The 25009-nt window shown below is 44.7% G+C and carries 20 protein-coding genes and 1 pseudogene; 6 read left to right on the top strand and 15 right to left on the bottom strand.

The genetic code is table 11. The annotated features are described in order from the left end of the window. The 5 genes and pseudogenes from VIP81_RS21415 to VIP81_RS21395 form a co-directional block, all read right to left on the bottom strand. Window positions 1-371: pseudogene (locus tag VIP81_RS21415) on the bottom strand (exosporium protein); the annotation flags it as partial. Window positions 372-585: 214 nt separating this feature from the next. Then, window positions 586-915, bottom strand: a complete 330-nt coding sequence (locus VIP81_RS21410) for a hypothetical protein (RefSeq protein WP_331966056.1) — start codon at window positions 913-915, stop codon at window positions 586-588. Between the two features lie 103 nt (window positions 916-1018). Further along, window positions 1019-1405 carry a hypothetical protein gene (locus tag VIP81_RS21405; RefSeq protein ID WP_331966054.1) on the bottom strand — a complete coding sequence of 129 codons (387 nt, stop codon included), beginning with the start codon at window positions 1403-1405 and terminating at the stop codon, window positions 1019-1021. A 63-nt stretch (window positions 1406-1468) separates the two neighbouring features. Next, complete coding sequence (locus VIP81_RS21400) at window positions 1469-2845, bottom strand: sugar porter family MFS transporter (protein ID WP_331966052.1); 1377 nt, start codon at window positions 2843-2845, stop codon at window positions 1469-1471. Window positions 2846-2881: 36 nt separating this feature from the next. Next, window positions 2882-4642: a class I mannose-6-phosphate isomerase gene (locus VIP81_RS21395; RefSeq protein ID WP_331966050.1), complete on the bottom strand. Its 1761-nt coding sequence runs from the start codon at window positions 4640-4642 to the stop codon at window positions 2882-2884. A 406-nt stretch (window positions 4643-5048) separates the two neighbouring features. On the opposite strand from VIP81_RS21395, the gene VIP81_RS21390 reads away from it, so the two are divergent. Next, window positions 5049-6341: a GH36-type glycosyl hydrolase domain-containing protein gene (locus tag VIP81_RS21390; protein ID WP_331966048.1), complete on the top strand. Its 1293-nt coding sequence runs from the start codon at window positions 5049-5051 to the stop codon at window positions 6339-6341. Window positions 6342-6753: 412 nt separating this feature from the next. Further along, a complete protein-coding gene (locus VIP81_RS21385; protein ID WP_331966046.1) occupies window positions 6754-8214 on the top strand; it encodes a glycosyl hydrolase family 79 C-terminal domain-containing protein in 1461 nt (486 codons plus the stop codon). Window positions 8215-8277: 63 nt separating this feature from the next. Here the strand turns inward: VIP81_RS21385 and VIP81_RS21380 are convergent, their stop codons facing one another. Next, window positions 8278-9012 (bottom strand): DUF1266 domain-containing protein, encoded by a 735-nt coding sequence (locus tag VIP81_RS21380; protein WP_331966044.1) that lies wholly within the window; start codon window positions 9010-9012, stop codon window positions 8278-8280. A 164-nt stretch (window positions 9013-9176) separates the two neighbouring features. Further along, window positions 9177-9761: an RNA polymerase sigma-70 factor gene (locus VIP81_RS21375; protein WP_331966042.1), complete on the bottom strand. Its 585-nt coding sequence runs from the start codon at window positions 9759-9761 to the stop codon at window positions 9177-9179. A gap of 123 nt (window positions 9762-9884) precedes the next feature. Here VIP81_RS21375 and VIP81_RS21370 point away from each other — a divergent pair, with 123 nt between their 5' ends. The 4 genes from VIP81_RS21370 to VIP81_RS21355 all read left to right on the top strand — a co-directional run bounded on the left by VIP81_RS21370 (window position 9885) and on the right by VIP81_RS21355 (window position 17087). Further along, window positions 9885-10904: a FecR family protein gene (locus tag VIP81_RS21370; protein WP_331966040.1), complete on the top strand. Its 1020-nt coding sequence runs from the start codon at window positions 9885-9887 to the stop codon at window positions 10902-10904. A gap of 209 nt (window positions 10905-11113) precedes the next feature. Beyond that, complete coding sequence (locus VIP81_RS21365; protein WP_331966038.1) at window positions 11114-14593, top strand: SusC/RagA family TonB-linked outer membrane protein; 3480 nt, start codon at window positions 11114-11116, stop codon at window positions 14591-14593. A 12-nt stretch (window positions 14594-14605) separates the two neighbouring features. Further along, a complete protein-coding gene (locus tag VIP81_RS21360) occupies window positions 14606-16174 on the top strand; it encodes a SusD/RagB family nutrient-binding outer membrane lipoprotein (RefSeq protein WP_331966035.1) in 1569 nt (522 codons plus the stop codon). Between the two features lie 190 nt (window positions 16175-16364). Then, window positions 16365-17087: an SDR family oxidoreductase gene (locus VIP81_RS21355; RefSeq protein WP_331966032.1), complete on the top strand. Its 723-nt coding sequence runs from the start codon at window positions 16365-16367 to the stop codon at window positions 17085-17087. A gap of 62 nt (window positions 17088-17149) precedes the next feature. On the opposite strand, the gene ppsA is transcribed toward VIP81_RS21355, so the two are convergent. From ppsA to VIP81_RS21315, 8 genes are all read right to left on the bottom strand, one after another. Beyond that, window positions 17150-19762 (bottom strand): phosphoenolpyruvate synthase, encoded by a 2613-nt coding sequence (gene ppsA / locus VIP81_RS21350; protein WP_331966029.1) that lies wholly within the window; start codon window positions 19760-19762, stop codon window positions 17150-17152. Between the two features lie 7 nt (window positions 19763-19769). Then, complete coding sequence (locus VIP81_RS21345) at window positions 19770-20225, bottom strand: MarR family winged helix-turn-helix transcriptional regulator (protein ID WP_331966026.1); 456 nt, start codon at window positions 20223-20225, stop codon at window positions 19770-19772. A 319-nt stretch (window positions 20226-20544) separates the two neighbouring features. Further along, window positions 20545-21285, bottom strand: a complete 741-nt coding sequence (locus VIP81_RS21340) for a hypothetical protein (RefSeq protein WP_331966023.1) — start codon at window positions 21283-21285, stop codon at window positions 20545-20547. Between the two features lie 11 nt (window positions 21286-21296). After that, window positions 21297-21623: a multidrug efflux SMR transporter gene (locus VIP81_RS21335; protein WP_331966020.1), complete on the bottom strand. Its 327-nt coding sequence runs from the start codon at window positions 21621-21623 to the stop codon at window positions 21297-21299. A 76-nt stretch (window positions 21624-21699) separates the two neighbouring features. Then, window positions 21700-22263: a Crp/Fnr family transcriptional regulator gene (locus VIP81_RS21330; protein ID WP_331966017.1), complete on the bottom strand. Its 564-nt coding sequence runs from the start codon at window positions 22261-22263 to the stop codon at window positions 21700-21702. 65 nt (window positions 22264-22328) lie between these two features. Further along, the gene (locus VIP81_RS21325; RefSeq protein ID WP_331966014.1) at window positions 22329-23246 is read right to left on the bottom strand and encodes a helix-turn-helix transcriptional regulator; all 918 of its coding nucleotides are present in this window, start codon (window positions 23244-23246) and stop codon (window positions 22329-22331) included. A gap of 77 nt (window positions 23247-23323) precedes the next feature. Continuing rightward, a complete protein-coding gene (locus tag VIP81_RS21320; RefSeq protein WP_331966011.1) occupies window positions 23324-24229 on the bottom strand; it encodes an NAD(P)H-binding protein in 906 nt (301 codons plus the stop codon). A 90-nt stretch (window positions 24230-24319) separates the two neighbouring features. Further along, window positions 24320-25009: PLP-dependent aminotransferase family protein (locus VIP81_RS21315; protein WP_331966007.1), on the bottom strand; the 690-nt coding region annotated here is incomplete at its 5' end.

The following is a 25009-nucleotide window of genomic DNA, read 5'->3' as shown; positions in this document are numbered from 1 at the left end:
GTAACGCCCTGGAAGCCTGTGACACCTTGTACGCCTGTGAAGCCTTGTACTCCAGTAAACCCTTGCACGCCGGTCAAGCCCCGTGGCCCGTCTGGTCCGGTCAGCCCATTCATGATCGCATAACTCCAGGTATTGCCTGGGTAGCCAGTAACGCCCTGTACACCAGTAAAGCCCTGTACACCGGTGGCTCCCTGTACGCCGGTGGCGCCTAACAGGCCAGTAACACCCATAATTCCTGTTGGACCTTGATCTCCCTGTTTGCCGGGTTCACCTTGTATACCGGTAACGCCTTGTACTCCGGTAGCACCCCGTGGCCCGGTAGGACCTGTCGGACCAGTAATGCCCGTGGCGTCAGTAAGTGGTAGTGTCATAGATAAAATAAGGGTTTCATGAGGGTGGTGAATTTATCCTTGAGGGATAGATAAATCAATTATTGTATTGTTAAGTTAAGGAAAATACGGGTTATTTAATCTGGAAATATATTTTAATGAGAGGTGTTGTTTGGGGAAGGTTTTTGGTGGGACGATTTTTTGCGTGTGGGCGAGTGAAAAAGAAAAAAGCTATCACGGTGTAACAAGGCTGCAATTAAGCGCTCGCTCCATATTTCACAACGCCTATTCTATTAAATACGATCATTTTTGTAAAATCCTTATTACTAATTGTAAGACCGCCCTTATTTAATAGCTCCCGGATAGATTGAGCAGCGGCTTGTGTCTGGGTTAAAAATGAATTATGTCGATCTATTACTAAATATATTTCTGAATCGCTAAAATGCTGCTCAATAAGGTTATTTACTATCCTTTCATTATAGTTATCACCAACGCCTATATAGTTCCATTCATTACCTTTTAGCATCACCCATTTAATGTGCTTTGAGTAACGATTGCATGCGATGAAAATATTTTTTGCGTCCATTTTTTCAGATATCTGATTAAATATATAGAGAAGAGTTGGGATATTGGCAGCTATGTTGAAACAGGGCAATTTGATCAGCAGGAGATACCAGGCGCTGAGATAACTACAGGGATTTTCCTCTCAGAATAATGTTTTCATTTTCATTATCATCCTCCTCCAATATTAATTCCCAGTTTATTTTCTCCGCAATATCAGTAAGCATACTGACATAAAATCTTTCATTTTCAGGATTAGATTTTGATCCAACAATCGCAATTAAATTAACCCACTCACTGTTGAAATCCTGGTCTCTGCCATAGGTGCCATTATGTGAATTGACGGCAATAACGCTCATCCATGGGGCGTTTTCGATGTTACAGAATTGTTGATTACCTATAGGTCGTAGTTTTCCTGTGTTACCCAAAATGGTGAGCACCTCTTTAGTTAATAGTCTTTCGCTATAAGTGCCGTTAGCTCGTATCTCATAATACCAATAAAGATGCGACCACATAGTTTTTTACTTTGGCGTTAAATTTAGGGAAGAAAGTTTAATGGATGCTCGCTCATTTCCTTCCTACGCCAACATTTTCTCAATCTCTTCCAGGCTTTTACCCTTTGTTTCTACCAATTTCCCTTTAGCATAAATAAAGGAAAGGAAACAAAAGAAGGAGAAGATAAAGAAAGTAACTGCGATGCCTAAACCATCTCTCATGAGTGGAAACAGGAGGTTCACCAACCAGTCAGATACCCACATGGTCATAATACAAACTGATACGGCGGTACCTCGTATATGCGTTGGAAATATTTCTGTAGAGATAACAAATTTCAAAGGCCCCAGTGAAAGTGCAAAGAATAAAAGGAAGAGAATAATGGCGCCGAGCATTAGCCATCCGGTTATGCCCATTAAAAAGCAAAAACCGGTTAACAGCAATGCGAGTGCGGAAAAGATAGATCCGTACAGATATAGCGGACGACGGCCCCAGCTATCAACTTTTACGATGGCAACGATGGTGAAAACAGCATTGGCCAGGCCCAGTATTACCTGGTAAAGCAGGGCATCATTGGTAACAATACCGGCAGATTTCATGATAGTAGGACCATAAAAGATAATACCATTAATACCACTGAGCTGCGATAGGGCCGTAAGAATCATGGCTAGTGCGAGTAGCTTACGCAGTGGTAAACGTAGTAATTCGGATAACCCGCCTCTTGGTTGTGAGGCTGCTTCCCGGATGGCTTTCAGTTCTGCCGTAGCTTCCTGTTCATCAGAAATTTTTCTGAGTACACTTAATGCCTCGGCTGTTTTTCCATACTGTACCAACCAGCGTGGACTTTCGGGTACTATCAGTAGTAATAAGGCGAATGCGGTAGCAGGAATCAGGGCCACCAGGAACATCCCGCGCCAAACGTTTTCAATAAACAGCCAATGTAACAAGCCACTGCCGCTGCCTGCGTGAGCAATGGCATTTCTTTGTAAAAAAAGATTGCTCAGGTAAGCGCATAGTATACCGATCGTGATGGCTAGCTGATAGTAGGTAACTAATGCACCGCGTCTTTTACCGGGCGCAATTTCTGAAATGTACAGCGGAGATATGTTGGAGGCCACGCCTACGCCCATACCCGCTACCACGCGGAAGAAAATTAATACCGCATAAGCTTCCGAAAATGCAAAACCTACGGCGCTGACAAGAAAGAGAAAGGCGGCAATAAACAATACCTTTCTCCTGCCTATTTTATCGCTGAGATAACCGGAGAATGCAACGCCGGCAATACAACCCAATAATGCACAGGAAACAAACAGTCCTTCCTGGGAAGAAGAAAGTCCATACTGTAATTTGACAGGTTCTATAATACCACTCACCACGGCCATGTCAAAGCCGAAAAGGAAGCCTCCCAACGCTGCAATCAGCGTTATGAATACAATAAACCGGTTTGTTTTTACCTCTGTCATAATTTTTGGTTCTCAGCTGATTAATTATATTTCAGTTCAGCAATGTTCATCTTTGACATGTGCTACTACCACAAATGCTTTTCCACTACCGGTGTTGGTGATGCTGTAATTTTCTGCCGCCGCCGGTACCACAAACGTTTCTGCATAATGGAAGTTAGCCGAATTTCCATTGCTGACAACGGATATTTTTTCTCCTTCCACCAGCATACACAGATGGCATTGATTGTTGGTAGGGATGCTGATGCTACCAGTAAACTCATACCGGTAAACGCTGTAGAAATGCTCCTCATGCGTAGGCAGCTTTATTTTTCTGCCACCTTCCCATTCTTCTTCCACTACAGGATGAGATATTAATTTATGGGTTACATACTCACCTTTTCTGTCGAAGTAAAGGTTATTCATGGCATGTTCGATGTTGATCGGGCGGGGTTGTCCATTGAGTCCCAGGCGCTGCCAATCGTACATTTTAAACGTGAAAATATAAGGCGTGCTGCTGATTTCCAGCACCATATTATTTTTCCCGGAGGCGTGTACCGTGCCGTTGGGTATGAGGAATAAATCGTGCTTATTTGCCTGAAACTTTTGTACATACTTTTCGACGTCCAGTTCAGTGCCCTTTTCCTGTGCATCCAGTAATGCCGTTCTGAATTCTACCGGGTTGATCTGATCCTGGAAGCCCAGGTAAACAGTGGCATCCTGCTCACAGTCGAGTATATAATAGGTTTCGTCCTGCGTGAAATTCTCACCGAAATACGTTTTAGCATAGTCGGTTCTGGGATGACATTGAATAGAGAGATTGCCGCCGTCGAAGGTATCGAGGAAATCAAAGCGGATCGGAAACTCCGTTCCAAATCTTTTAGCGGCCTTACCAAGTAATTTTTGATTGTCTGCAAATGCGAGGTAATCAAAAGATACTTCCAGCAAATTATTTTCACCGGCGATTACAATGCCGTTTTCAGGGGTAATCAGTTCAAAAGACCATGCATAGTTAACCTCCTCCTGGTTCAGCTGAGGAATATGCTTTTTCATCCAGTTGCCGCCCCATATACCGGCTTCAAACCAGGGCCTTGCTCTGAAAGGCTGTTGCAGCATCTGATGCAGGGTGTGTCTGAACGCATCGCCTGTCATCCATGTAATTTCATGGACACGTTGTTCATCAATGATATCATCTATCTGAGAAAGTAGTTTCGCTTTATGTTTACTCAGTACCGGCCAGTCAACAAAATAAAAACGCTTGTACATCTGCGTATGCGCGTCAGTTTCATTGGCGCCGAGGTTAGTAATGGCACCGGCTCGCATACGATATTGAATTTCATTCTTAGGTACATCTGCATAGAGCAGTTTCCCTTTAACATTGGAGAGGGCAGCACCTGTTCCATAAATAATGGAAATGTCTGCCGTAGTATCCGGATGAACCAATGCCAATTTCTTCACATCAAAGAAGTCCAACAGATCACCCGTATATTTTTTGCCAAATACCGGATCATCTCCATTCAGACTGGAAGCTATCATGGCATCTATATCTGCGGCAGGTTTCAGGCAGGTGTTGATGTCATACCAGGTGATCCGCTTGTTATCAACGCTCAATGCGGTGTGCAGCTGCTCCCTGAATTGTTCCCATAATATGCCACCGTAGCCATCGATAATGATCACCTTTTCGTTACTGATGGCAGCAGCCAATGTTGCAAATCCAGTATACACTGTTTCACCGGATGTAAAGGAAGGGTAGATATTATAAACGCCTGTATCTGTTGTGGGTGCAGTTAATGGTAATAGCTCCTGTGAAGTTTTTCTCATTGTATTATTACTATTTGATAATTTATCATTGCCGGTTAACAGCTGTTATGCAATAGCGAATAACAGTCCTCGCCTGCGGAAGCCGTTGAAACTGTAAAAGAGTGCCCCGGCTATATGTATGTACATATGTGCAAACATATATTGAAATGGCTGATTTCCCAAAAAATTGTTTGAATTCATTACCAGGCTCAGGCAGAGATAGCTGATTTGCACCCAGAAAGGGCTATGAGCAGGCGCAGACAGCACTGGCAGCACCTGGAAATGCGAAGAAAAAAGTAAAGAAAAATTTGCTGGCATTTGAAAAAATAGTATGTTTATACATTCGTACATTATTAGGATGTGACGCCCGATCATGTACACGTGAACAGAAAGGCATATAGATTTATATTTTACTTATTATTATAGCATGAAATTACAATCTTCATTAGTGTGGGGCCTCGTACTCTGTGCTTTCACAGGCACGGCTCAGGTAAAGCAAGCAACAGACGAAACGTCTGCAGAGAAAAAAGCAACAGCCTATTTTCCCTTCGTGAAAACGAAAGCGCTGGAAGTGATGAAAGCAGGATTTAACGCCGGGGATGGATATCGCGAAGTTTGGATCAGAGATTACAATACTTTTATTGAATTGGCTGCCCAGGTAAATAGTCCGGATCTATTGAAAGAAAACCTGCTCGTATTTTTCAGAATGCAGGGGGACGATGGAAATATTATTGATGGATTTACACCTGCTGAAAAAATCGGCAAAGGAGAAACGGATTTTAGTTATTCCAAACTGGAACCACGTTATGCCGGTCATAAGAATACCGTGGAAACCGATCAGGAAAGTTCATTGGTGCAAGCCGTTTATAAATACATTCAGCTCACCGGCGATAGCAGCATTTTACATGAAAAGATTGGTGATAAAACCGTAGCAGAACGCCTGGAGTATTGCATGGAATTTCTTATGAAACATAAATTCAACCAGCAATACGGACTCATTACAGGTGCTACCACAGCAGATTGGGGAGATGTACAGCCAGAACATGGATGGGGAGTAGACCTCGATAATAATACGCATCCGGCGATTGATATTTACGACAATGCCATGTTTATTATTGCCATGAATAACTTAATGGAGATGTTACCGGCTACTCACCAGAAATGGGATAATATTAAAAACAAAGTGGCCGCCAACTGCAGAAAATATCTGTGGGATAAAAAGAAACAGAAATTCATTCCGCATATTTACCTCAAAGGATCACCTTTCCCTGCTGGTTTTAAGGAGAATGACATCTACTATTTTGGTGGTACTACCATTGCTATTGAAGCTGGTTTGCTGAGCAAACAGGAAGTAAAAACTTCTTTGAATGAGATGGTTAAAAGGGTAAAAGAGGCTGGAGCCCCTTCCATAGGTTTAACACTTTATCCACCTTATCCGGACGGCTATTTTGTAAATAAGATCATGAACCCCGTGTATAGTTATCAGAATGGTGGCGACTGGACATGGTTTGGCGGCAGAATGATTCAGCAATTGATTAAATACGGATTTGTACAGGAAGCCTACGAACAGGTATTGCCAATGGTAAAACGTGTGAAAGATAATAACGGGTTTTATGAGTGGTATTCCGTTGATAACAAACCAAGAGGTTCCGGCACCTTCAGAGGAGAAGCAGGTGTGTTGTTCACAGCTATTAACATGTTTGATAATTTGAAGAAGTAGTTAGGATATTTTTACCATCTCCGGATAAACGGGAAACCTGCGCATCATCGCGCAGGTTTTTTATTGGAGGCTATGGGGATTATTTTATCCTCCCTTTGATTTTATTTGGGCTTGCTGCAATGTTAATCTCTACCAAAATGATAACGCGCCAATAAATGGATAACCTATACCCGGAACTGAAGGACTATATCTATCAATACTGTGAGCGATTTAAGTTTGATAGGTGAGCGACTTCATCGCCGCACTGCTTATTTATTTGCATGCTATTATGCAGAAATTTTGCTGCAATCGTTCCCGATTGATAAATAACTAAAAATTAATGGCAGGGTTGGCACAGCTTTGATATTGCTATAACTTCGCATGGAATGCATTCAATTTTCACCACCTACACGTACTTTTTTTAACATATCCTATGAAGCAAAGCAATGTTTTCCATATCAAAACATCGGCAAAAGTGGTGCTTGTCGCATGCGCTATCGCATTGGCATCCGCTTGTTCGAAACCTGTTACATCGCAGAACACGCCTGGCATTCCTGAACCTGTACCAGACGGCATCCTTGTTAGCGTAGATATTGACGCGGCGCATCCTGGCATGGCCATCCCTGATAGATTTACTGGTTTTAGTTTTTCCGCAGAAGGCCTTGCCAATGGCGATTATCTGAATCCCGCAAACACCGGGTTTGTGAACCTGCTAAAAGCATTGGGCCCCGGTGTGATCCGTACCGGCGGCCATGTTGTGGATGGCATACGTTGGATAGGCCCTGCCGGTAAACCGGTAGCAGGTACCGTGACGATGAACGGATGGCAGTTGGATAACCTGTTCAATTTCGCACGTGCCTGCGGATACAAGGTGCTGCTGGGATTGAATCTGGGAACGGGCTTACCGGAGGAGTCGGCATCGGAAGCCAGATATGCCTGTGATAAAGGCAAGGACGTACTGCTGGGCTTTGAAATTGGCAATGAACCTAATGGTTTTAATCACAACGGTCTTCGCCCATCTAATTACAAATATCCTCAGTTCCTGCTGGAATACAATGCACACAGGGATAAGATTTTAGAATGGGTGCCAGCCGCGCCATTGACAGGGCCAGGAACGTCTACGCCAAATATCGATGCCTGGGTTAAACCTTTTATCGTGGACCAAAGCGGCAAATTGGTAGTGCTTACCAAACACTATTACAAACTTGGGCCGCCAGAAGACCCGGCTGTAACTATTGAAGCCCTCCTCAAAGACAATGTGGCTGTATTGGGCCAGGCGGATGCTATGACTATGAATGCCGGTAAACTCAATATACCCTGGCGTTTTTCAGAAATCAATTCCGTATACGAGGGCGGAAAAGTAGGTGTAAGCAACACTTTTGGATCTGCCCTTTGGGGGCTGGACATGATGTTCGAACTCGCTAAAAAAGGGTGTGGCGGCGTTAACTTTCATACCGGTGGTGCAAGCTATACACCTATCACGCGTAAGCAGTCGCTTTTTAGCGGGCGTCCGCTATACTATGGCATGCTGGCGTTTGCGCAGGCTTCCAAAGGCCGCCTGTTGTCAACTGACCTTACAACGGATAGTACGATTAATCTTACCTGCCATGCTGTGCTGCAGTCAGATAATGCCATGGTCGTTACGCTCATCAATAAAGATTTGAAGAAGGACGGCTTTGTCACCATCAACGCGCATACAGCCTACAGTAAGGCAACCCTGATGCGACTTATGGCGCTTTCGCCGGATACCGAATCGAATGTGACATTGGGTGGCAGCGCTGTGAAGGCCGATGGTACCTGGGAGCCGAAGGAAATAGAAGTGGCTTATATATCCAGCAATGTGTGCAAATTGAAAGTGCCGGCATGTAGCGCCGTGATCCTGACGTTGAAGTAAATTGTGACAGGTAAAAGAAGGGAGTGTAGCAACATGGTCCCTTCTTTTACCTGTCGCCTGTTATTAGTTTTGGAAAGCGTATTTTGAATAGATATCTACGTCTTCAATTTTTCTCAACGATGGTCCTTTACCGGTGAGTATCTGTTTGCTTTCTACTATCAGGTCATCCAAATCAAAGCCTTGAATAGTCCTGCCTAATAAAAATGAAACCGTATAATCCGACCAGCTTTCCCCTTTGCTAGTCGCTATCTCCGCCGCTTTTTTCATCACATCCCAGGTTTCTTTTTCCGTTAAATAGCCAACCCAGTAGCACCATTTGGCTAATGATACTGCTCTGCAAATGTCCCAGGCGTAAGCAGATTTTACCTGCGCAACGCTACTGAGCTCTAATCCCAAACCTTTAGAAATATCTTTTTGAATGCTGCTTAATTCTTTTGTTGATTGAAGAAAAACAGGTGCAAATTCATTGCTTCTCTCTAAGGCTAATAAATTATGCAAGGTTTCTTTTGCTTCTGTGGCGTTTGTTATTTCCCATTGTTGCTTTAATCCGCCCATATACTCATTTAAACTATTTTCTGGTGTAATACCGAGTATTTTTTCTCCTCTGTAGTAAAATAAAATTCCGCCAAAAGAAAGCAATCTTTTTTGTTCGTCTGTTAATGGTTCATCCGAATGATTGTTATTAAAGTTTTCCAGTTGTTTAGCCTGCTGTTTTTTCATCTTTGTTTTCAAGATGAACATGTACACAAGAAATAGTAAGGCAATCCCGCCAATAATAAAATAGGTGTTCGCTGTCATAAAAAAATTGAAATGTTTAATTTCCCCTTTGGGGTGGTGAATGCTACAGTCGTTATTATAAATGCTACAGACGGCACCCGGTGTAAAGTGTCCGTTCAGTGTAAAGATAGTAAAATATATTAATATGATTAGGTGAGAAGGAATAGTATTTTTAACTCGAGAAATTATCCCCAGGATTTTATCTTGAGTTTTGGTGTGTTGGTTTGCAGTTGAGTGGCGGCCAGAATTTTTCTAACAGCAATCGTCAGTTGGGCTTCCACCGTTTTTACAGATAAATCCAGTAACGCCGCTACTTCTTTGTATTTCATCCCATCTTCCTTGATCAGTTTAAAGATCAGGCGGCAACGTGGAGGCAGACTGGCAATGGCTTCTGTCAGTTGTTTCATCATTTCTGCAGAGATCATCAGCTTCTCCGGGTCGAGCGTTATCTTCAGCATTTCTCCTGCTGCGGTGCTGATATCTGTGGTGTATTTCGCCTGCTCTTTATTGAGTTTGGCAATGGAATCATTTTTTATGCAGGTATATAAATATAGATCCAGGTTATCGATGGCCGGGAGACGACTTCTTTTATTCCACAGCATTACCAGGGCATCGTTGGTGATTTCTTCCGCCAGTTCTTTCAGTTTTACAATAGAAAAGCTCAGCCTGAACAAACGGATAAAATAATGCTGATAGATTATTTTAAACGCCTGTTGATCGTCATACATAACAATCCTTTCAATCAATTCACTTATAGAGATTTTGGTCATTGCGGCTGTAATTTAAGCATAAATGCCGCTCTTATAATAATGATTATTTAACTATACCTGATGGGATTTTGTTTTTTTTAAATTCCTTTAAGGGTTTTTCATCTTTTTCTACTCCTTACTGCTATGGAAAACGAAAGAGCCCTGTTTTTATATGCCCGTAAACTGGCAGGAGAGGCCTCACCACAGGAATTGCAGGAACTGGATCAATTGCTCAGCAAAGATACCTCCCTGCAATATAGTATCTCCCTGCTGGAGCATCTGGAAAGCCAACCGGTATTGCCGGATGGCGAAGAAGAACAGCTGCTGCAAACCAGGCTTGCACAATTATCGCTGGATGATGTAGCCACTCCACGACGCAATAAAGTGATCCCACTACTGAAATGGGCCGCCGCCGCTGTGGTGGCCGGACTTGTTTTTACTTCCGCCGTATATTATTTAGTAGATACCCATACGCCCACCGCCATTAGCGCAAGAAAAATAGCTACCCGACCCGGCACACGCACCAATGTAGTCCTGGAAGATGGTACACGGGTATGGCTGAATGCAGACAGCCGGATAGAAACGATGAAAGGTAAAAGAGAAGTCACGTTAACCGGAGAAGCCTACTTCGATGTAGTGAGCGACGCCAATCATCCTTTCATCGTGCATGTTGGCGGACTCGATGTTCGCGTGCTGGGCACCTCGCTCAATATTAAAGCTTACCCGGGACAGGGCGCCGTAGAAACCGCGCTGATCAAAGGAAAAGTAGAAGTGGATCTTAAAGAAGGAGAGGGCAGAAAAATACTTTTATTACCCGGACAGAAAGTGACCATTGCTGTGGCAACCATAAAAAATGAACATCAACCAGTTCCACCAGCCAACTATACCGTCAGCAATATGACCACCGATTCCACCACCGGAATGCTGCCGGAGACCAGCTGGATGGACAATCAGCTTGTTTTTAAACAACAATACCTGCCAGACATTTTAAAAGAGTTGGAAAGATGGTATGGGGTGAAGATTCAGCTGGATAACGACAGATATAATAACGAGATCATTACAGGAACATTCAAACACAAAGATCTGGATCAGGTTCTAAAGGCGCTGCAATTTTCTGCGGGCTTCAAATATCGGACAGACAGCCTTGGAGTACACATTTATTAATTAAAAAATCACGTATGCTTTAACACAAATTCCACCATTCCAATTTAAAAAAAAAGCAGGAAGTGGACCAACACTCCCTGCTGTAAAGGATTTAACACTATTTACATATATCTCCTCGCTTGAACACCCGGAGATGTAAATAGCATTCTATTACCCAGAATCTAAAGATAATGAAGAAAAAGCAGGCAATTAAAAAGATTTTGTTGTTTATGAAGCTGACAACACTGCTGATCTGTGGGGCTTTGGTGCAGGTATCTGCCAAAGGTTATTCCCAGGTCAAAATATCGCTGAACTACACAGGTATGCGTTTGAGCAACCTACTGGACAGCATCGAAAAGAAAAGTGACTATACCTTTGTGTACAATAATAAGCTTTCCCTGAAGGCGGAAAAGGTAAATGTTACGGTAACAGATAAAACAATTCCGGAAATCCTTTCCGGTGTGCTGACACCCATCGGCCTTGGTTTTAAGCTGATGCCTGATAATATGATCGTTATTCTCCCTGCAGGAGAAACCGCACAAGACAACAAAGTTAGCGGTAAAGTCACCGATAAAAACGGTATGCCACTCGTGGGCGTGACCGTTAAAGTGGAAGGCGCTGCAGTAGGTACTACTACCGATGCCCAGGGCGCCTACGCACTCAATGTGCCTGAAAAAGGAGCGCTGATTTTCAGTATTATCGGCTTCCTGCCACAGCGGGTAGCAGTGGAAAATCGCTCCCACGTTGATATAACATTGCTGGAAGATACCAAAGGCCTGAATGAAGTGATCGTGACGGCCATGGGCATCACCCGCCAGAAACGTTCGCTGACTTATGCCGTGAGTGAAGTGAAAGCGGCAGAAATCATGCATGCCGGCGCCGACAATATCGGTAGTGCGCTGGTAGGTAAACTGCCCGGCGTAGACCTCGTAGGCATGGCAGGCGGACCAATGAGCGGCACCCGCATCAACATCCGCGGTATCAACTCCATCGACGGAAACAGCCGTCCACTCATCGTACTGGATGGTATTCCCGTGAATGATAATGATGATGGCTTTTCCGGCCGCGGTAGCGGCGGTACAACCAAAGGATCTTTGCTGAACTATATCAATCCTGACGATATTGAATCCCTCACCGTGCTGAAAGGCGCCAATGCCGCTGCACTCTACGGTTCACAAGCCCTGAACGGTGTGATTGTGATCACCACCAAAAAGGGTAGAAGCGGTAAAAAAGGATTGGGCGTAGAAGTGTATTCTGATTACACCTACAACCAACGCGCCTTTTTACCGAAATATCAAAATGAATATGGCTCCGGTACCACGCCTTATTTCACCGCCTTTGCAGGAGACGGTACACCGCTTTACACCGGAACATCTACGTTCAATTTCGGTCCTAAACTGGATGGAAGAACCGTGCAGTGGTGGGATGGTCAAAAACGTCCCTGGGTAGCACAGCCGGATAACTTCAAAAATATGTTCCAGGATGGTTTTACCAATTCCAACCGTGCCAGTATCAATGGGTCAACGGACAAAGGCTTTTTCCGTTTCTCCTATACGAATTTCAACTATGGCGGATTTCTGCCTAACATGAAACAGGGACGTAACTCTGTGTCTGTAGCCAGTGGCTACCAGGTGTCGAGCAAGATTAAAGTGGATGTACAGCTGATGTACAACAACATCGACAACCAGAACCCGCCACAGCGAATCGACCGCGCGTCTAACTATCCGATCGCCAGGAACGAGATCACCTCTCTGTATGAAGATAATTATAAGAATGGGTTGGGATATTATCTCACCGATTCTATTAAAAAAATATCCGGTAATCTCCGCGATAATATTCTTCGTCCACTGTTCTGGGACCAGCGTGAAAACCGCTACACTTCCAATCAGCAGCAGTTGTTTGGTAGCGTAACAGCCACCATTGAACTGGCGAAGCCCCTGAGCCTCCGTCTGCGTTACGGAACTGACAGGTACTACATTCTCAGTGAAACAAAGGAGAAATGGTTACAAGCCTCAGATCCTACCAATGGAACAGATCTGCAGGGTAATTATTCCCGTACCATAGATAACAATTACAGAAACTATGCAGAAGCTTTGCTCTCCTATAACAAATCCCTGAGCAAAGATTTTAAACTCTCCGTTACAGGCGGCGCCTCCGCAGATGATTCGTATGGCTACAGCAATACTTCTTATGTAAGAGGATTGCGTTTCCGGGATATCTTCTCGCTGAATAACAACAAGGCTACAGATAACAATCCTCCCCGCGGCAGCGATGGCGGCGAACGTTACATGGCTGCCTTTGGAACTGCACAGTTAGGCTTCCGCGATTGGCTGTTCATGGACGTTACAGGCCGCAACGACTGGTCCAGTAAACTCCCATCCAACAACCGCAGTTATTTCTACCCTTCTGTTGGTCTGAGCTTTATTTTGTCCGATGCGGTGAAACTGCCGGAAGTCATCAACTACATGAAATTCCGCAGCTCCTATGCACAGGTGGGTAACACCGTGCCTTCCCGCTATTTCGCGAACGAAGGATATACTTATACTTCCTACCTGCGGGTAGATGGTTTGAGCGCAGTGAAATCAAGCGTTTCCACGAGCGTGCCTCCACTGGCTATCAGGGCAGAGAAAAACTATTCCCTGGAATTCGGAATGGAAACGGCGCTGATGGATAACCGTCTGAGACTGGATCTTACCTATTATCGTAATAAAGGTGTAGACCTGATCAATGCGGTAAATGTGACTCCTTCCAGCGGTGCTTCCAGCATCCGTGTTAACTCCGGTTCTATTTCCAACAAAGGAATAGAAATCCAGCTGAAAGGCGATATCATCAGAGGTCATGCCTTTGGATGGCAATCTACCCTCAATGCCTCCAACGTAAAAAGAAAAGTACTTTCTCTCGCAGATGGTATCAAAGAAAGAGTAATCGGCAATCCATTCAGTGCTACTTTCAAAGCAGTACCAGGCGATGCCCCTTATGATATCTACATGAGTAAACTGGCCAGAGATGCTAAATCAGGATTGCCTGTGGTAGATGCTAATGGCATGTTTACTTTTGAAGGCACCCTTTCCAATATGGGTAATGCATTGCCTAAATGGTATGGTGGTTTTATCAATGACTTCTCTTATAAAAACTTCCTGCTGACAGTAGTAGTAGATTATCGTTACGGTGGTAAAATCGTTTCTTATTCCAATATACTGATGAATGCAGCCGGTGTATCAAAAGAATCGTTGAATGGCCGCGATACAGAACACGGCGGGATTTCATTCTATACCAATGATGCAGGTAAGAATGTTCGTTTGCAGGATGGACAACAGCCACCTGCCGGCAAAACGTTGCGTACCGATGGTATGCTGATTGACGGCGTGAAAGCAGATGGATCTGCCAATGATATCATTATATCAGCAGCCAACTACTACAACAGCCGCTATGGTGCGTTTGGTACAGAAGATGCGGTGTACGACAATAACTACATTCGCCTGGGTGAGGTTTCCCTCGCTTACCAGTTGCCGCAGTCTTTGTGCCGGAAACTCTCCGTACAAAACCTGACCTTTTCGCTGATTGCGCGTAATGTGGCTTACCTGTACAAATCATTGCCCAATGTAGTGCCTAACAGCGGGCTGGGTACTGATGCCGTTAACAGCAACTTCGAATACACCGCATTTCCGTCTACCCGTAACCTGGGAGGGTCCATTAAAGTTAATTTCTAAATCACAGCCGTTATGAATATGAGAAAATCAGCTATCGCAGGATTATTAGTGGCTATGGTAAGTACCGGTTGTAAAAAGAACATGGATGACCTTTTTACCAATCCGGAAACTTTTACCAGTACTAAGATTGAATACCTTTTACCTACAGCCATAGATGCCACTATACGGCAGGATTATACGTCGGCGTATAATAACTACTTCCGCCTGTTGGGCCCCATGTTGCAGATCACTGCTTCTTCCGTGGACCCGATCAGTGGTAACTTTTATAAGATTACTACCGACAGGGCAGAGTGGAGTAGTTACTACCTGACTAAAATGCTCAATGTGGTGGGCATTGAAAACTATTACAATTATAAACTCACCGCTGAACAGCGGGATGAATACAAGGTATACTATCATCTGGCCAAGGTATTAGGCGCATATGCTACTGCACAGGCTACCGACCTGTTTGATGATATGCCTTACTCCACTGGTTTCGCCGCCCAAAACGGATTGTATGGTCAGCCGGTGAATTATTATCCTACTTACGATAATCAGCAAAGTATATACTACCGTTTGCTCGACGATCTGAAAGCAGCGGCCACTTTCCTGGGGACAGCACAATTACAACCGGCATTGTACGAAAGCCATAAATCGCTGGCAGTACAAGACATCCTGTATAAAGGAAACCTGTCCCGCTGGCAGAAACTGGCGAACTCGCTGCGTTTGCGTTATGCCATGCGCATTTCCGGTGTGGATCAGGCCCGCGCTAAACAGGAGCTGACGGATTTGATGCAGGGTAATAATCCGCTTATTACGGATAACGCTGACAATGCGATATTGCAGATAGGTAGTCAGACTTACGGTGGTGGCAGCAACACACTGTTACGTGCATTGAATGAAAATGATACTTACCAGTATGCGCCAGAGTTTATGGTGAACCAGATGAAACAGGCCGTGGATCCACGTATGCCGGTGTTCTTCGCTAAAACAGGTGGCGCCGATATCATCGGATTGCCTGCTACTACCGCCAACAGAACCATGGATATCACCACGGTGTCTGTGATTGATACGGTGACCTTTGTTCGCAATACCACCTTACCTACCGGTGTAGCGATCAGTGCTGCGGATGTTTACTTCCTGCTGGCAGAAGCCCGGCAACAGAACCTGATCAGCAGCAGCGATGCCAAAACGTACTATGAAAATGGTATTCGTGCATCTATTGCCTGGTATTACAGTCTTTACCTGGGCAGCCCGGTGGCTAAAAAGCCAGGACTTACCGCCCAGCCGGATGCAGCTACTATCAATACACTGCTGGCCAGTTCTACCTATGCATTCAATCCTGCCAACGCGCTAGCACAAATAGGATTGCAGAAATGGATTCATACCAATTTTATGGAGATGAATGAAACATATGCAGAGTTCAGAAGATTGGACTATCCGCAGTTACCGGCAGATATCTATGAAGGACAGCAACAGAATAAGCAGTTCCCAGTGAGATACATGTATCCTACCGCGGAAGCGGCCAACAACTCGGAGAATTTCAGCAAAGTAGGCGCGAAAAATAATACCACTACCAAGGTGTGGTGGGACGTGAAATAGTCCCTTACTACTTATATGTGAAATGGCTGCTTTCTTTTATGGAAGCAGCCATTTTCATGTTAGATAAAATGTACCTGCCATTTGGCTACAAAATAGCGTAATCAGGCTACAGCTGCCTTCTTAAGCGGGGTTACATTTGTAGCAGGGATAGTTACTTTGCTATCCGGCAGATTTTTAAATATTAAATTTTATGAGAACAGTTTTGATCACCGGCGCCAACAAAGGCATTGGCTTTGAAACAGCCCGGCAACTGGCAGCGTTGGGGAATTTTGTTTACCTGGGTAGCCGAGATATTCTGAGCGGACAAAAGGCAGCCGATCAGCTGAATGCTTCCGGCGTCAATAACGTGGCAGCCATTCAGATCGATGTCACCAACATAAATTCCATCAGCAAGGCCAAGGCTCAATTAGACAGTGAGGTTGGAGCGCTTGACCTGTTAATCAACAACGCAGGGATATCCGGTGCCCAACCGCAGCAGGTGGCCGACTATAGTATGGAAGCGATTCGTACTTTATTTGAAACGAATTTTTTTGGCGCTGTTCAAACAACGCAGATCATGTTGCCATTGTTAAGAAAATCTTCTGCACCATCCATCATAAACGTATCCAGTGAAATAGGATCTTTAACGATGAACATGTCTGCCGAGCGGCCACCCAACTGGAGTAATTTCTCCACCTATGGGTGTTCCAAAACGGCCTTGAATGGTTTTACTGTGATGTTGGCCAATGAGCTGCGTTCGCAAAACATCCCGGTCAATTGCGTAACGCCAGGCTATACCGCCACAGACCTGAATCAGTTTAAAGGTTTTAAGACAGTGGAGGAGGGGGCAAAGCCAATTGTGGTACTGGCCATGTTAACCGATAGGACGGTGACAGGCAAATTCTTCAAAGACGGTGGGGAAATTAGATGGTAATGGACTGCTGACCGCCGGCATGCTCGGGTGGTCTAAATATTCCAGGGCCGACGGTTTCACGGCTATAATATTTCCACATATCCTTCCGTTCCATTTACGCGGATTCGCTGTCCGTCTTTGATGAGCTTAGTGGCATGCTCTACGCCAACTACGGCCGCCAGTCCATATTCGCGCGCAATAACGGCTCCATGGGTCATCAGGCCGCCCACTTCCGTTACCAGTCCCTTTATGGATACAAACAAGGGTGTCCAGCCAGGGTCCGTGAACGCGGTGACTAATATATCGCCCTCTTCCAGGTCAGCATCTGCCATATTTAAAATAACACGTGCCCTTCCTTCTATCACCCCGGAGGAAACCGGCAAACCAGCCATAGCACCGGCCGGGAGATACGCCGGGTTGTACTTGCCGGTAATGATTTCGCCATCGGAAGTGACCACACGTGGTGGTGTTAGTTTTTCAAATGATTGGTACGCGGCTTTTCGTTCGTTGATGACCTGGTAATCTGCTTGATGGGTACGAACGACTTCGCGGAGTTCTTGAAAATTGAGATAATAAATATCTTCTTTTTCAAGAAGCACATTCGTTTGTACGAGTCGCTCCGCTTCCTCTAATAACGCCTGCCTATACACGAAGTAACGATTAACGATGGCATATTTTGGATATTCACGATAACCGATTAAATTCCGCACCAGGCTAATCATTCGTTTTGTTTCCCTGGCCTTTTCTTCTCCATCGGGTAATTGCCTTAAACGAGCTAATAACTCCTGTTCCTTTTTCAACGCGGCTTCTTGCCCCTGTTCAAATTTCCGCCGGCTTTCATGGGGCGCAAAAGTTTTGATGTTATTAAGAAGAAGGGGGATGATCGTAGTAGGTTTTTCCGCCCAGCGGGTTCTCGTAATATCTATTTCACCGGCACAACGCATGCCGTATTTGTGGAGAAAATCGCGGATAGCGGTTTGTGTTTCCTTTCCGCCATCCAATTGTACTATATCTTCTAAAAGGTTATCTCCTTTCTCCTGATGCAAATATTCAATCACTTTGGGATAAGGGCGAATTACATCTGCCACATCTAATAATGCCAAACCCATTTCAGAAGTAATATTATTGGGCGCTGATTGGGTGAGTGTATCTGCTACATTCTTTTCCCCCAGCCATTCCTGTATCTTTTCATTGATCCACGAAGAGGCATTCATCGCTGTCATGATAACGCCGAAACTTTGCGGATCAGATTTGCGGTCCCTGAATTGCTGTACGTCTTTCAAAATAAAATCAATCAGCGTTAATCCTGATTTTGTTTGAATATTTTGTTTTAACGCTGCTATCCCGGCTTCACTACGCCTGATCAATTCCGCAACGATAGCGGGATCATAATCCTGAAGTGTTTGATAGTTGAAGGGGGGTGGACCTTGATTGGGCTTACCAGCACCGTTATCTTCCGGGAGTAATTGTATAAAATCGCCCCGCTCTAAGATGCTGGTCAATACGTCTTTTATCAGTGGATCAGATTTGCCTAAAACATTTATTATCATGTTTCTTTTTGCAGGAGAAGCCAGGTCCGGTGCCACATCAACAAACAATCGACCGGCAGCTGTATACATGGGTCGGGGAGCGGTTAACTGCCATAAGGATAATCCCAAAGGTTTCAGGGGGTCGGTCATCATTTGCTGGTGCCCCACCGATACATACACATGGTTTTCGGTATCATTCGCCTCAGGGATCGGGAATAAAGTAGTAATGGGCCGGCTCTGGACCATGTAAAATGTATCATCTGCCAAGCACCATTCGATGTCCTGCGGTTGGCTGAAATGTGCTTCTACTTTTTTACCGGTATGCGCAAGCTGTAATAGCTGCTCATCCGTCAATGCAGGCCTGGTCTGCTGTTCCGGCGCTATCGTTTGTTGTTCAGTACCGCCTTGGGGGAGTGCGTAAATAGCCACTTGCTTGGTCGCTATTTTCTTATCGATAATTTTTCCGTTGCTTACTTTATACAGATCGGCATTGACCAAACCGGATACCATGGCCTCTCCAAGGCCGAAGCTCGCGTCAATGGACAATACTTTCCTGTTGGAGGTAACGGGATCGGCGGTAAACATAATCCCTGCTGCCTGAGGGAAAATCATCTTTTGAATAATCACCGACGAATGTACTTTACGATGATCAAAGCCATTTTGAAGACGATAAATGATAGCTCTTTCTGTATACAACGACGCCCAGCATCTGCTGATATGTTGCAGGATGGCTGCTTGCCCTATGATGTTCAGGTATGTATCCTGCTGTCCTGCGAAAGACGCGGTGGGCAGGTCTTCCGCGGTAGCACTGGACCGCACCGCATAGGCATTGTGGGTACCCAACTTTGCAAGATGATCCGCTATGGCTTCCGCTATCTCCGCTGCAATGGGAGTGCTCTCCATCGTGCTGCGGATCTTTTTACTAATGGCGCTGATGGAGGATCGCTCGTCTGCCTTCAATTGCGTTAACTCATCCAGCAATCGGTGAAGCACCTGGTTATCGCCGGTTATTTTTTTATAGGCTTCGGTGGTCACGCAAAAGCCCTCTGGTACCCGAATGCCTGCTATCCTGGCTAATTCACCCAGGTTCGCACCTTTGCCTCCCACCAGGTCGGTGTTGGTTTTATCAATATCAGCAAGACTACAAACAAATGAACGTGTACGCATAGATCAATTATTTATCGTTGAGTGTATGGGTGGTTTCATTCATGATGTCGATGGCTTTTGAAAAGTAGGTTTCAATGACTTTGATGTCATCATTGGAGAAGGAAGCCAGCAACTGCGTTGATTTTTGTCGGAATTCTTTATACAGCGGAACCAGGAGCGTCATGATATTTTCTGTGTTGGGTTCAATGATCACTTTCCGCCGGTCGTCTTTTGCAAATCGCCTTTTGACCAGTTTTTTCTTCTCAAACCGGTCTATTAAACCCGTTACCGCGCCGGTGGTGAGCCCTGTTAAAGTGGACAATTCCCCTGCGGTCATTTGCCCTTTTTCCATTAAAAACCCCAGATACTTATGGTCCGTTCCGGAAAGACCGGCTTTTCTGGCAACGGCTTCATGCATCTGAATAGACGTGTAGGCATACTGCTGACTCAGTTTCCTGACTGCTTTGAGTGCTTCGCTTTCCATTTTATATCTTATTAGGTAAATATCTTAGTTGCAAAGATAAATTTAAATTCGCGGAATATCCAAATAAATAGGGGCAGAATTTTAGGGATAGTGAGGGTGAAGGCAACCTGTGCTAAACCGGGTTGTTTGTCTGTTTCTTCCTGCCCGGTGCCGGATGTATGTTTACGGCAGGTGTAGGAGCATAGGGCAGCAGCGCATGGCGGGCAACAGAATGTTATCCCGGAAAATAGTGGACCTGGAGCGCGATTAGGTGAAACCGCAAACTTATGTGAGAAGGTGATTCGCGTTACTACGGGCAATCATAAGCACCATTAATACTTTAGTTACCGAAAAATATCCGCTCTTCAATATCTCCCTGAATACTGATTTCACTTCCTTTTATTAACTGTGGGTTCACACTGCCATGGGTGAACGCTACAAATTTAAGGGAGAGTACACTCAACTGGGTTTCGGCGTTATCGAAGGTGGATTTAGGGAAAACCTGCTGGCCGGTGGGTTGAATGTTTACCGTATCCGAAGCCTGTTCTTCATAGGTGGTCACATGGGGATCTTCTTGTTTTTTAATTTTCAGACTCCTGGAGATGACCAGGTAATTGACTGCTCCAAGATCTTTCCATCTCACGTCAATATCCTTATTTAAATCTCCTGCCTTCGGCGTAATAATATTTCTGGCACTCGCCAGTGCTAAGGCATTGGCCTCCGCCAGGAAGAATTTTTTACCATCCGTTAATGCTATTTCAAACCTGAACTTATTGTCCTGTGGGAGGGCATTTTCTTTGAAGTAATATGTTTGCGTGGTATAGTATAACTCTTGTCTGACGGTGTATTTCAGCGCTGCTCCATTTACATAAATCTTCACCGAATCATTTTTGATGGTCTTGCCTTCTTCATCATATAAATTAACCACTATCTGGTTTTCCTCCTTGTTGTACAAACGCTGATAGATACTCACTTCCGCCCGAATGAGCGACAATTCGCCTATTTTTTCATGAGATAATTTTGATTCATTACAGGAGATAGCAATGATCAACAGGAGGAAGATAGTAAAGTGTTTTTTCAAATGATGATAGTTTAGTGCGATACGGCTTTCAGTCCAACGATAGAACCTATCAACGTAGCGATAAAGAATAAGCGCCAGAAATGAGCGGGCTCATTAAAGAGGATAATTCCCATCAAAGCAGTTCCTACTGCACCGATACCGGTCCATACGGCATACGCGGTTCCCAGTGGCAGGGTTTCGGTCGCTTTCATGAGCAACAGCATACTCACCACCAAAGAGATACCGAAAGCGCCATACCATAAATACATGGCGGTGCCGGTCGATTCTTTTGCTTTTCCAAGACTGGAGGTAAATCCTACCTCAAACAAACCCGCGATAATTAAGATAATCCAGTTCATGACAATCAATTTTAGAAGTGCAAAGTTCGGAGGTTACTGCCAGCAAAAATTTTACAAATGATAAAAAATAAGTCGGCTATTTCAACTCAGACCTGATCCTGCTCAAGCTAACCTGCGTCATGCCGAGGTAGGAGGCAATATGGCCTAATTGTACCCGCTGCAGTAATTCCGGGCTGGTGGTCATCAGTTCTTTGTAGCGTTCCATGGCTGTTCTGCACTGTGTGAAGATAAGCCTTTCTTCTACTTTGATTAATTCCTGTTCCGCAAATTTTCGTCCCCAGTTAGCGATATGAATGTCTTCATGAAACAGTTGCTGCAGGTGTGCGGTATCCAGTACATACAGCTCACAGGGTTCCAGCAGCTCTATGGTTTCGTATGCTTTCTGGTTTTGAACATAGTTTTTCATGGAAATGATGGTATCACCTTCCTTTCCAAACCAGAAAGTAATATCTTCTTCACCAGGATTAGCATATGCCCGCACAATACCTTTTTTGATGAAATACATTTTTGACGCGATGGTGTTTGCTTTAAACAACACATGCGCCTTTGGATAGGTGGCTTCTTCTATGTTTTCTTTCAGTAAGATTTTCGATTTTTCCGGTAGCGGATATATACTGTTTATGATAGTGTCTAAGTTCATACGTCATTCACATTGAAAACGTGAATATACAGCTTGTGGGGGTAAAAATGCCGCCCGCTGTTTCCTCAGGAAAAAGACTGTCTGAACGCCAACGGGGAAAGATGGGTTTTGCTCTTGAATAGTTTGCTGAAGGATTGCGAATGCTCAAAGCCTAATTCATAGGCGATTTCACTGACCGAGAGGTCGGTGGTAGATAATTTTTCTTTGGCTTTTTCAATCAGCTTTTCGTGGATGTGTTGCTGGGCGGTTTGTCCTGTCAACACTTTTAATAAACTACTCAGATACTTAGGGGAAACGTTTAATTTTCCGGCGATATGTTGCACGGTGGGTAATCCTTTCATGGCATCATCGCTATTGAAGTGATCCGCCAATAAGTCTTCTACCCGGTTCAGTATTTTGTGATTGGAAATTTTCCTCGTGATAAACTGCCGGTGATAAAATCTTTCTGAGTAATTCAACAACGTTTCCAGTTGCGAGATGATAATTTGCTGACTGAAATGATCAATATTGGAATGGTATTCCTGCTGAATGTTTTGAATGATATTGTTGATGGTGCCTTCTTCCTTATCAGAAAGGAACAAGGCTTCATTGACTGAATAATCAAAATATTCGTACTGCTTAATGGTTTTCGCCAAAGGGCTGTTCCATAAAAAATCGGGATGAATCAGCAGCATCCAGCCGGAACGGTTGGTAGTAGGAACGGCTACCTGGTTGATACCGAAAACCTGGTTGGGCGCAATAAAAAACATCACGCCTTCATCAAAATCATATTCCTGTTGCCCATAATTTATTTTACCGGTGATGCCGCGTTTTATGGAGATAAAGTAAAAATCATATACCCAGCTGCTCGGCATGTTTTCGCGTGACTGCGTAACCGTGGCATAATCGACTATACTGATCAGCGGGTGCTCGGGTTTGGGCAAATTCCGTAACTGATGGAATTCGCTGATCGTTTTAACTCTGTATGGTGTGGTATGTGCCATGATGGGTTAAACCATGAAGGAATGAAGTGATGCATTCCTTCATGGTTTTCATTTTTTGATAATTAAAGATAGTTATTTTACGACTGACGGTAAGTCGCCGCAAATTCTTTCGCAAATTGGGTCAGCTTTACCTTTCCCAATGTGGGTCTGTGACGGTAATAATCTTCATACAATACCCCATCGCGTATACCTACCTGCATTTCTATGAAACCCTTGGCTACCGACGGATTCATGCCTGCTGCGAGCATGCCGTTCAGCAATTGTTCGTCCGGAATAACTTCCCATTTTAAATCGGGTTGTCCGATGGCTTCGCCCAGAAAAGCGGCTACTTCGTTTGCCGAAAATTCGTCGCTGGCGATGTAACGAAAGGTTCTGCCTTCGAAAGGCGTTTCCATTTCTTCCGCAATCACCGCTGCAATATCCAGGGGAGACACCCATGGCTTTTTTTCGTCGCCGCCATAATTTTGTATGATGGCGCCCTGCGCTTTGATGCTGCTGATAAACGCAAACATATTGGTATAGAAACCCACCGGCCGCATAAATTTAATAGCCACATCATCCGGTAGTTGCTTCAAAATGCTTTCTACGTTGTGATGGAAAATGAGAATACCATTTCCTTTGTCCATGTGTGCGCCCACGCTGCTGAGATGCACTACACGCTTTACGCCCGACTGTTCAACGGCTTGTTTGTAGTTGGAAGCGATTTTGCTGATGGCACCGATAACGTCAAGACTGGGGTCAAAGAAGCCACCGGTGGCTTCCAGCGTTTCCATCAGGTAAACGATATCTGCCCCTTTGAATGTAGCTGATAAAAAATCAGCGTCTTCCATGGTGCCGATAGCCGCTTTAGCACCCATGGCTTCGATTTCATTTTGTCGTTCGGCTTTACTGCTGATCACAGTAACCGCGTGTCCTTTTTGTACCAGCTCCTGTGTGAGTGGTTTTCCGATATGCCCTAACGAGCCGGTAAGTACGATGTTCATAATGCTGTTTTTCTTTGTTGACACAAAGGTCCGCAGCTACCACAAAACAATTGTAGCCAAAAGGCTCATTGTTGTAGTCAAAAAAGAAAATCAGCGTCCCCACTGTTCTAATACACCTTGTCGTAATATCTGGATACTGTTTTCTGCTTCGGGTAAGGTGAAATGCCCGAATCCCAGGCGCATGGCGGTGAGTGCTTTATGCTGGTATAATAATGTTTTAGGTATAAACAGGTTATTCCGGGCGCAGGCTTTGCTCAGCTGCATCAGGTTGATGGGTTGTTTCCACCGGGTCCATACCGCCAGGCCGCCGGCCGGTTTTTTAAAATCGATGAATTCACGGAGCTGGTCTTCCAATACTTCCACAATATGATCCCGCCGCTCCTGGTATATTTTGAGAGATTTTTTCAGGTAGCGGTGTATTTCTCCTGCTTCGATCATTTCGCCCAATACCTGTTCCATCAGTACATCGCCTTGCCGGTCAATGATGCCGAGGTGTTTTCTCATTTCATTCATGAGGTTTTCCGGGGCTACAATAAATCCTGTTCTGAAGCCCGGCGCCAGCGATTTTCCGAATGCCCCGATATAGATCACCATGCCATGGCTATCAGCGCTGGCGAGGGGAAGTACGGGGCTATTGTCGTAGTGAAAATCGTAGTCGTAATCATCTTCCAGGATCACGAATCCAAACTCGCTGGCCAGATGCAGTAATTCAATCCGGCGGGCGGCGCTGAGTGTTACCGTAGTAGGGTAGTGGTGATGCGGTGTGATGTACAACATCCG

This window comes from Chitinophaga sp., assembly GCF_036566945.1.
Taxonomy (GTDB): domain Bacteria; phylum Bacteroidota; class Bacteroidia; order Chitinophagales; family Chitinophagaceae; genus Chitinophaga.
This window is presented reverse-complemented; position numbering and strand designations above follow the sequence as displayed.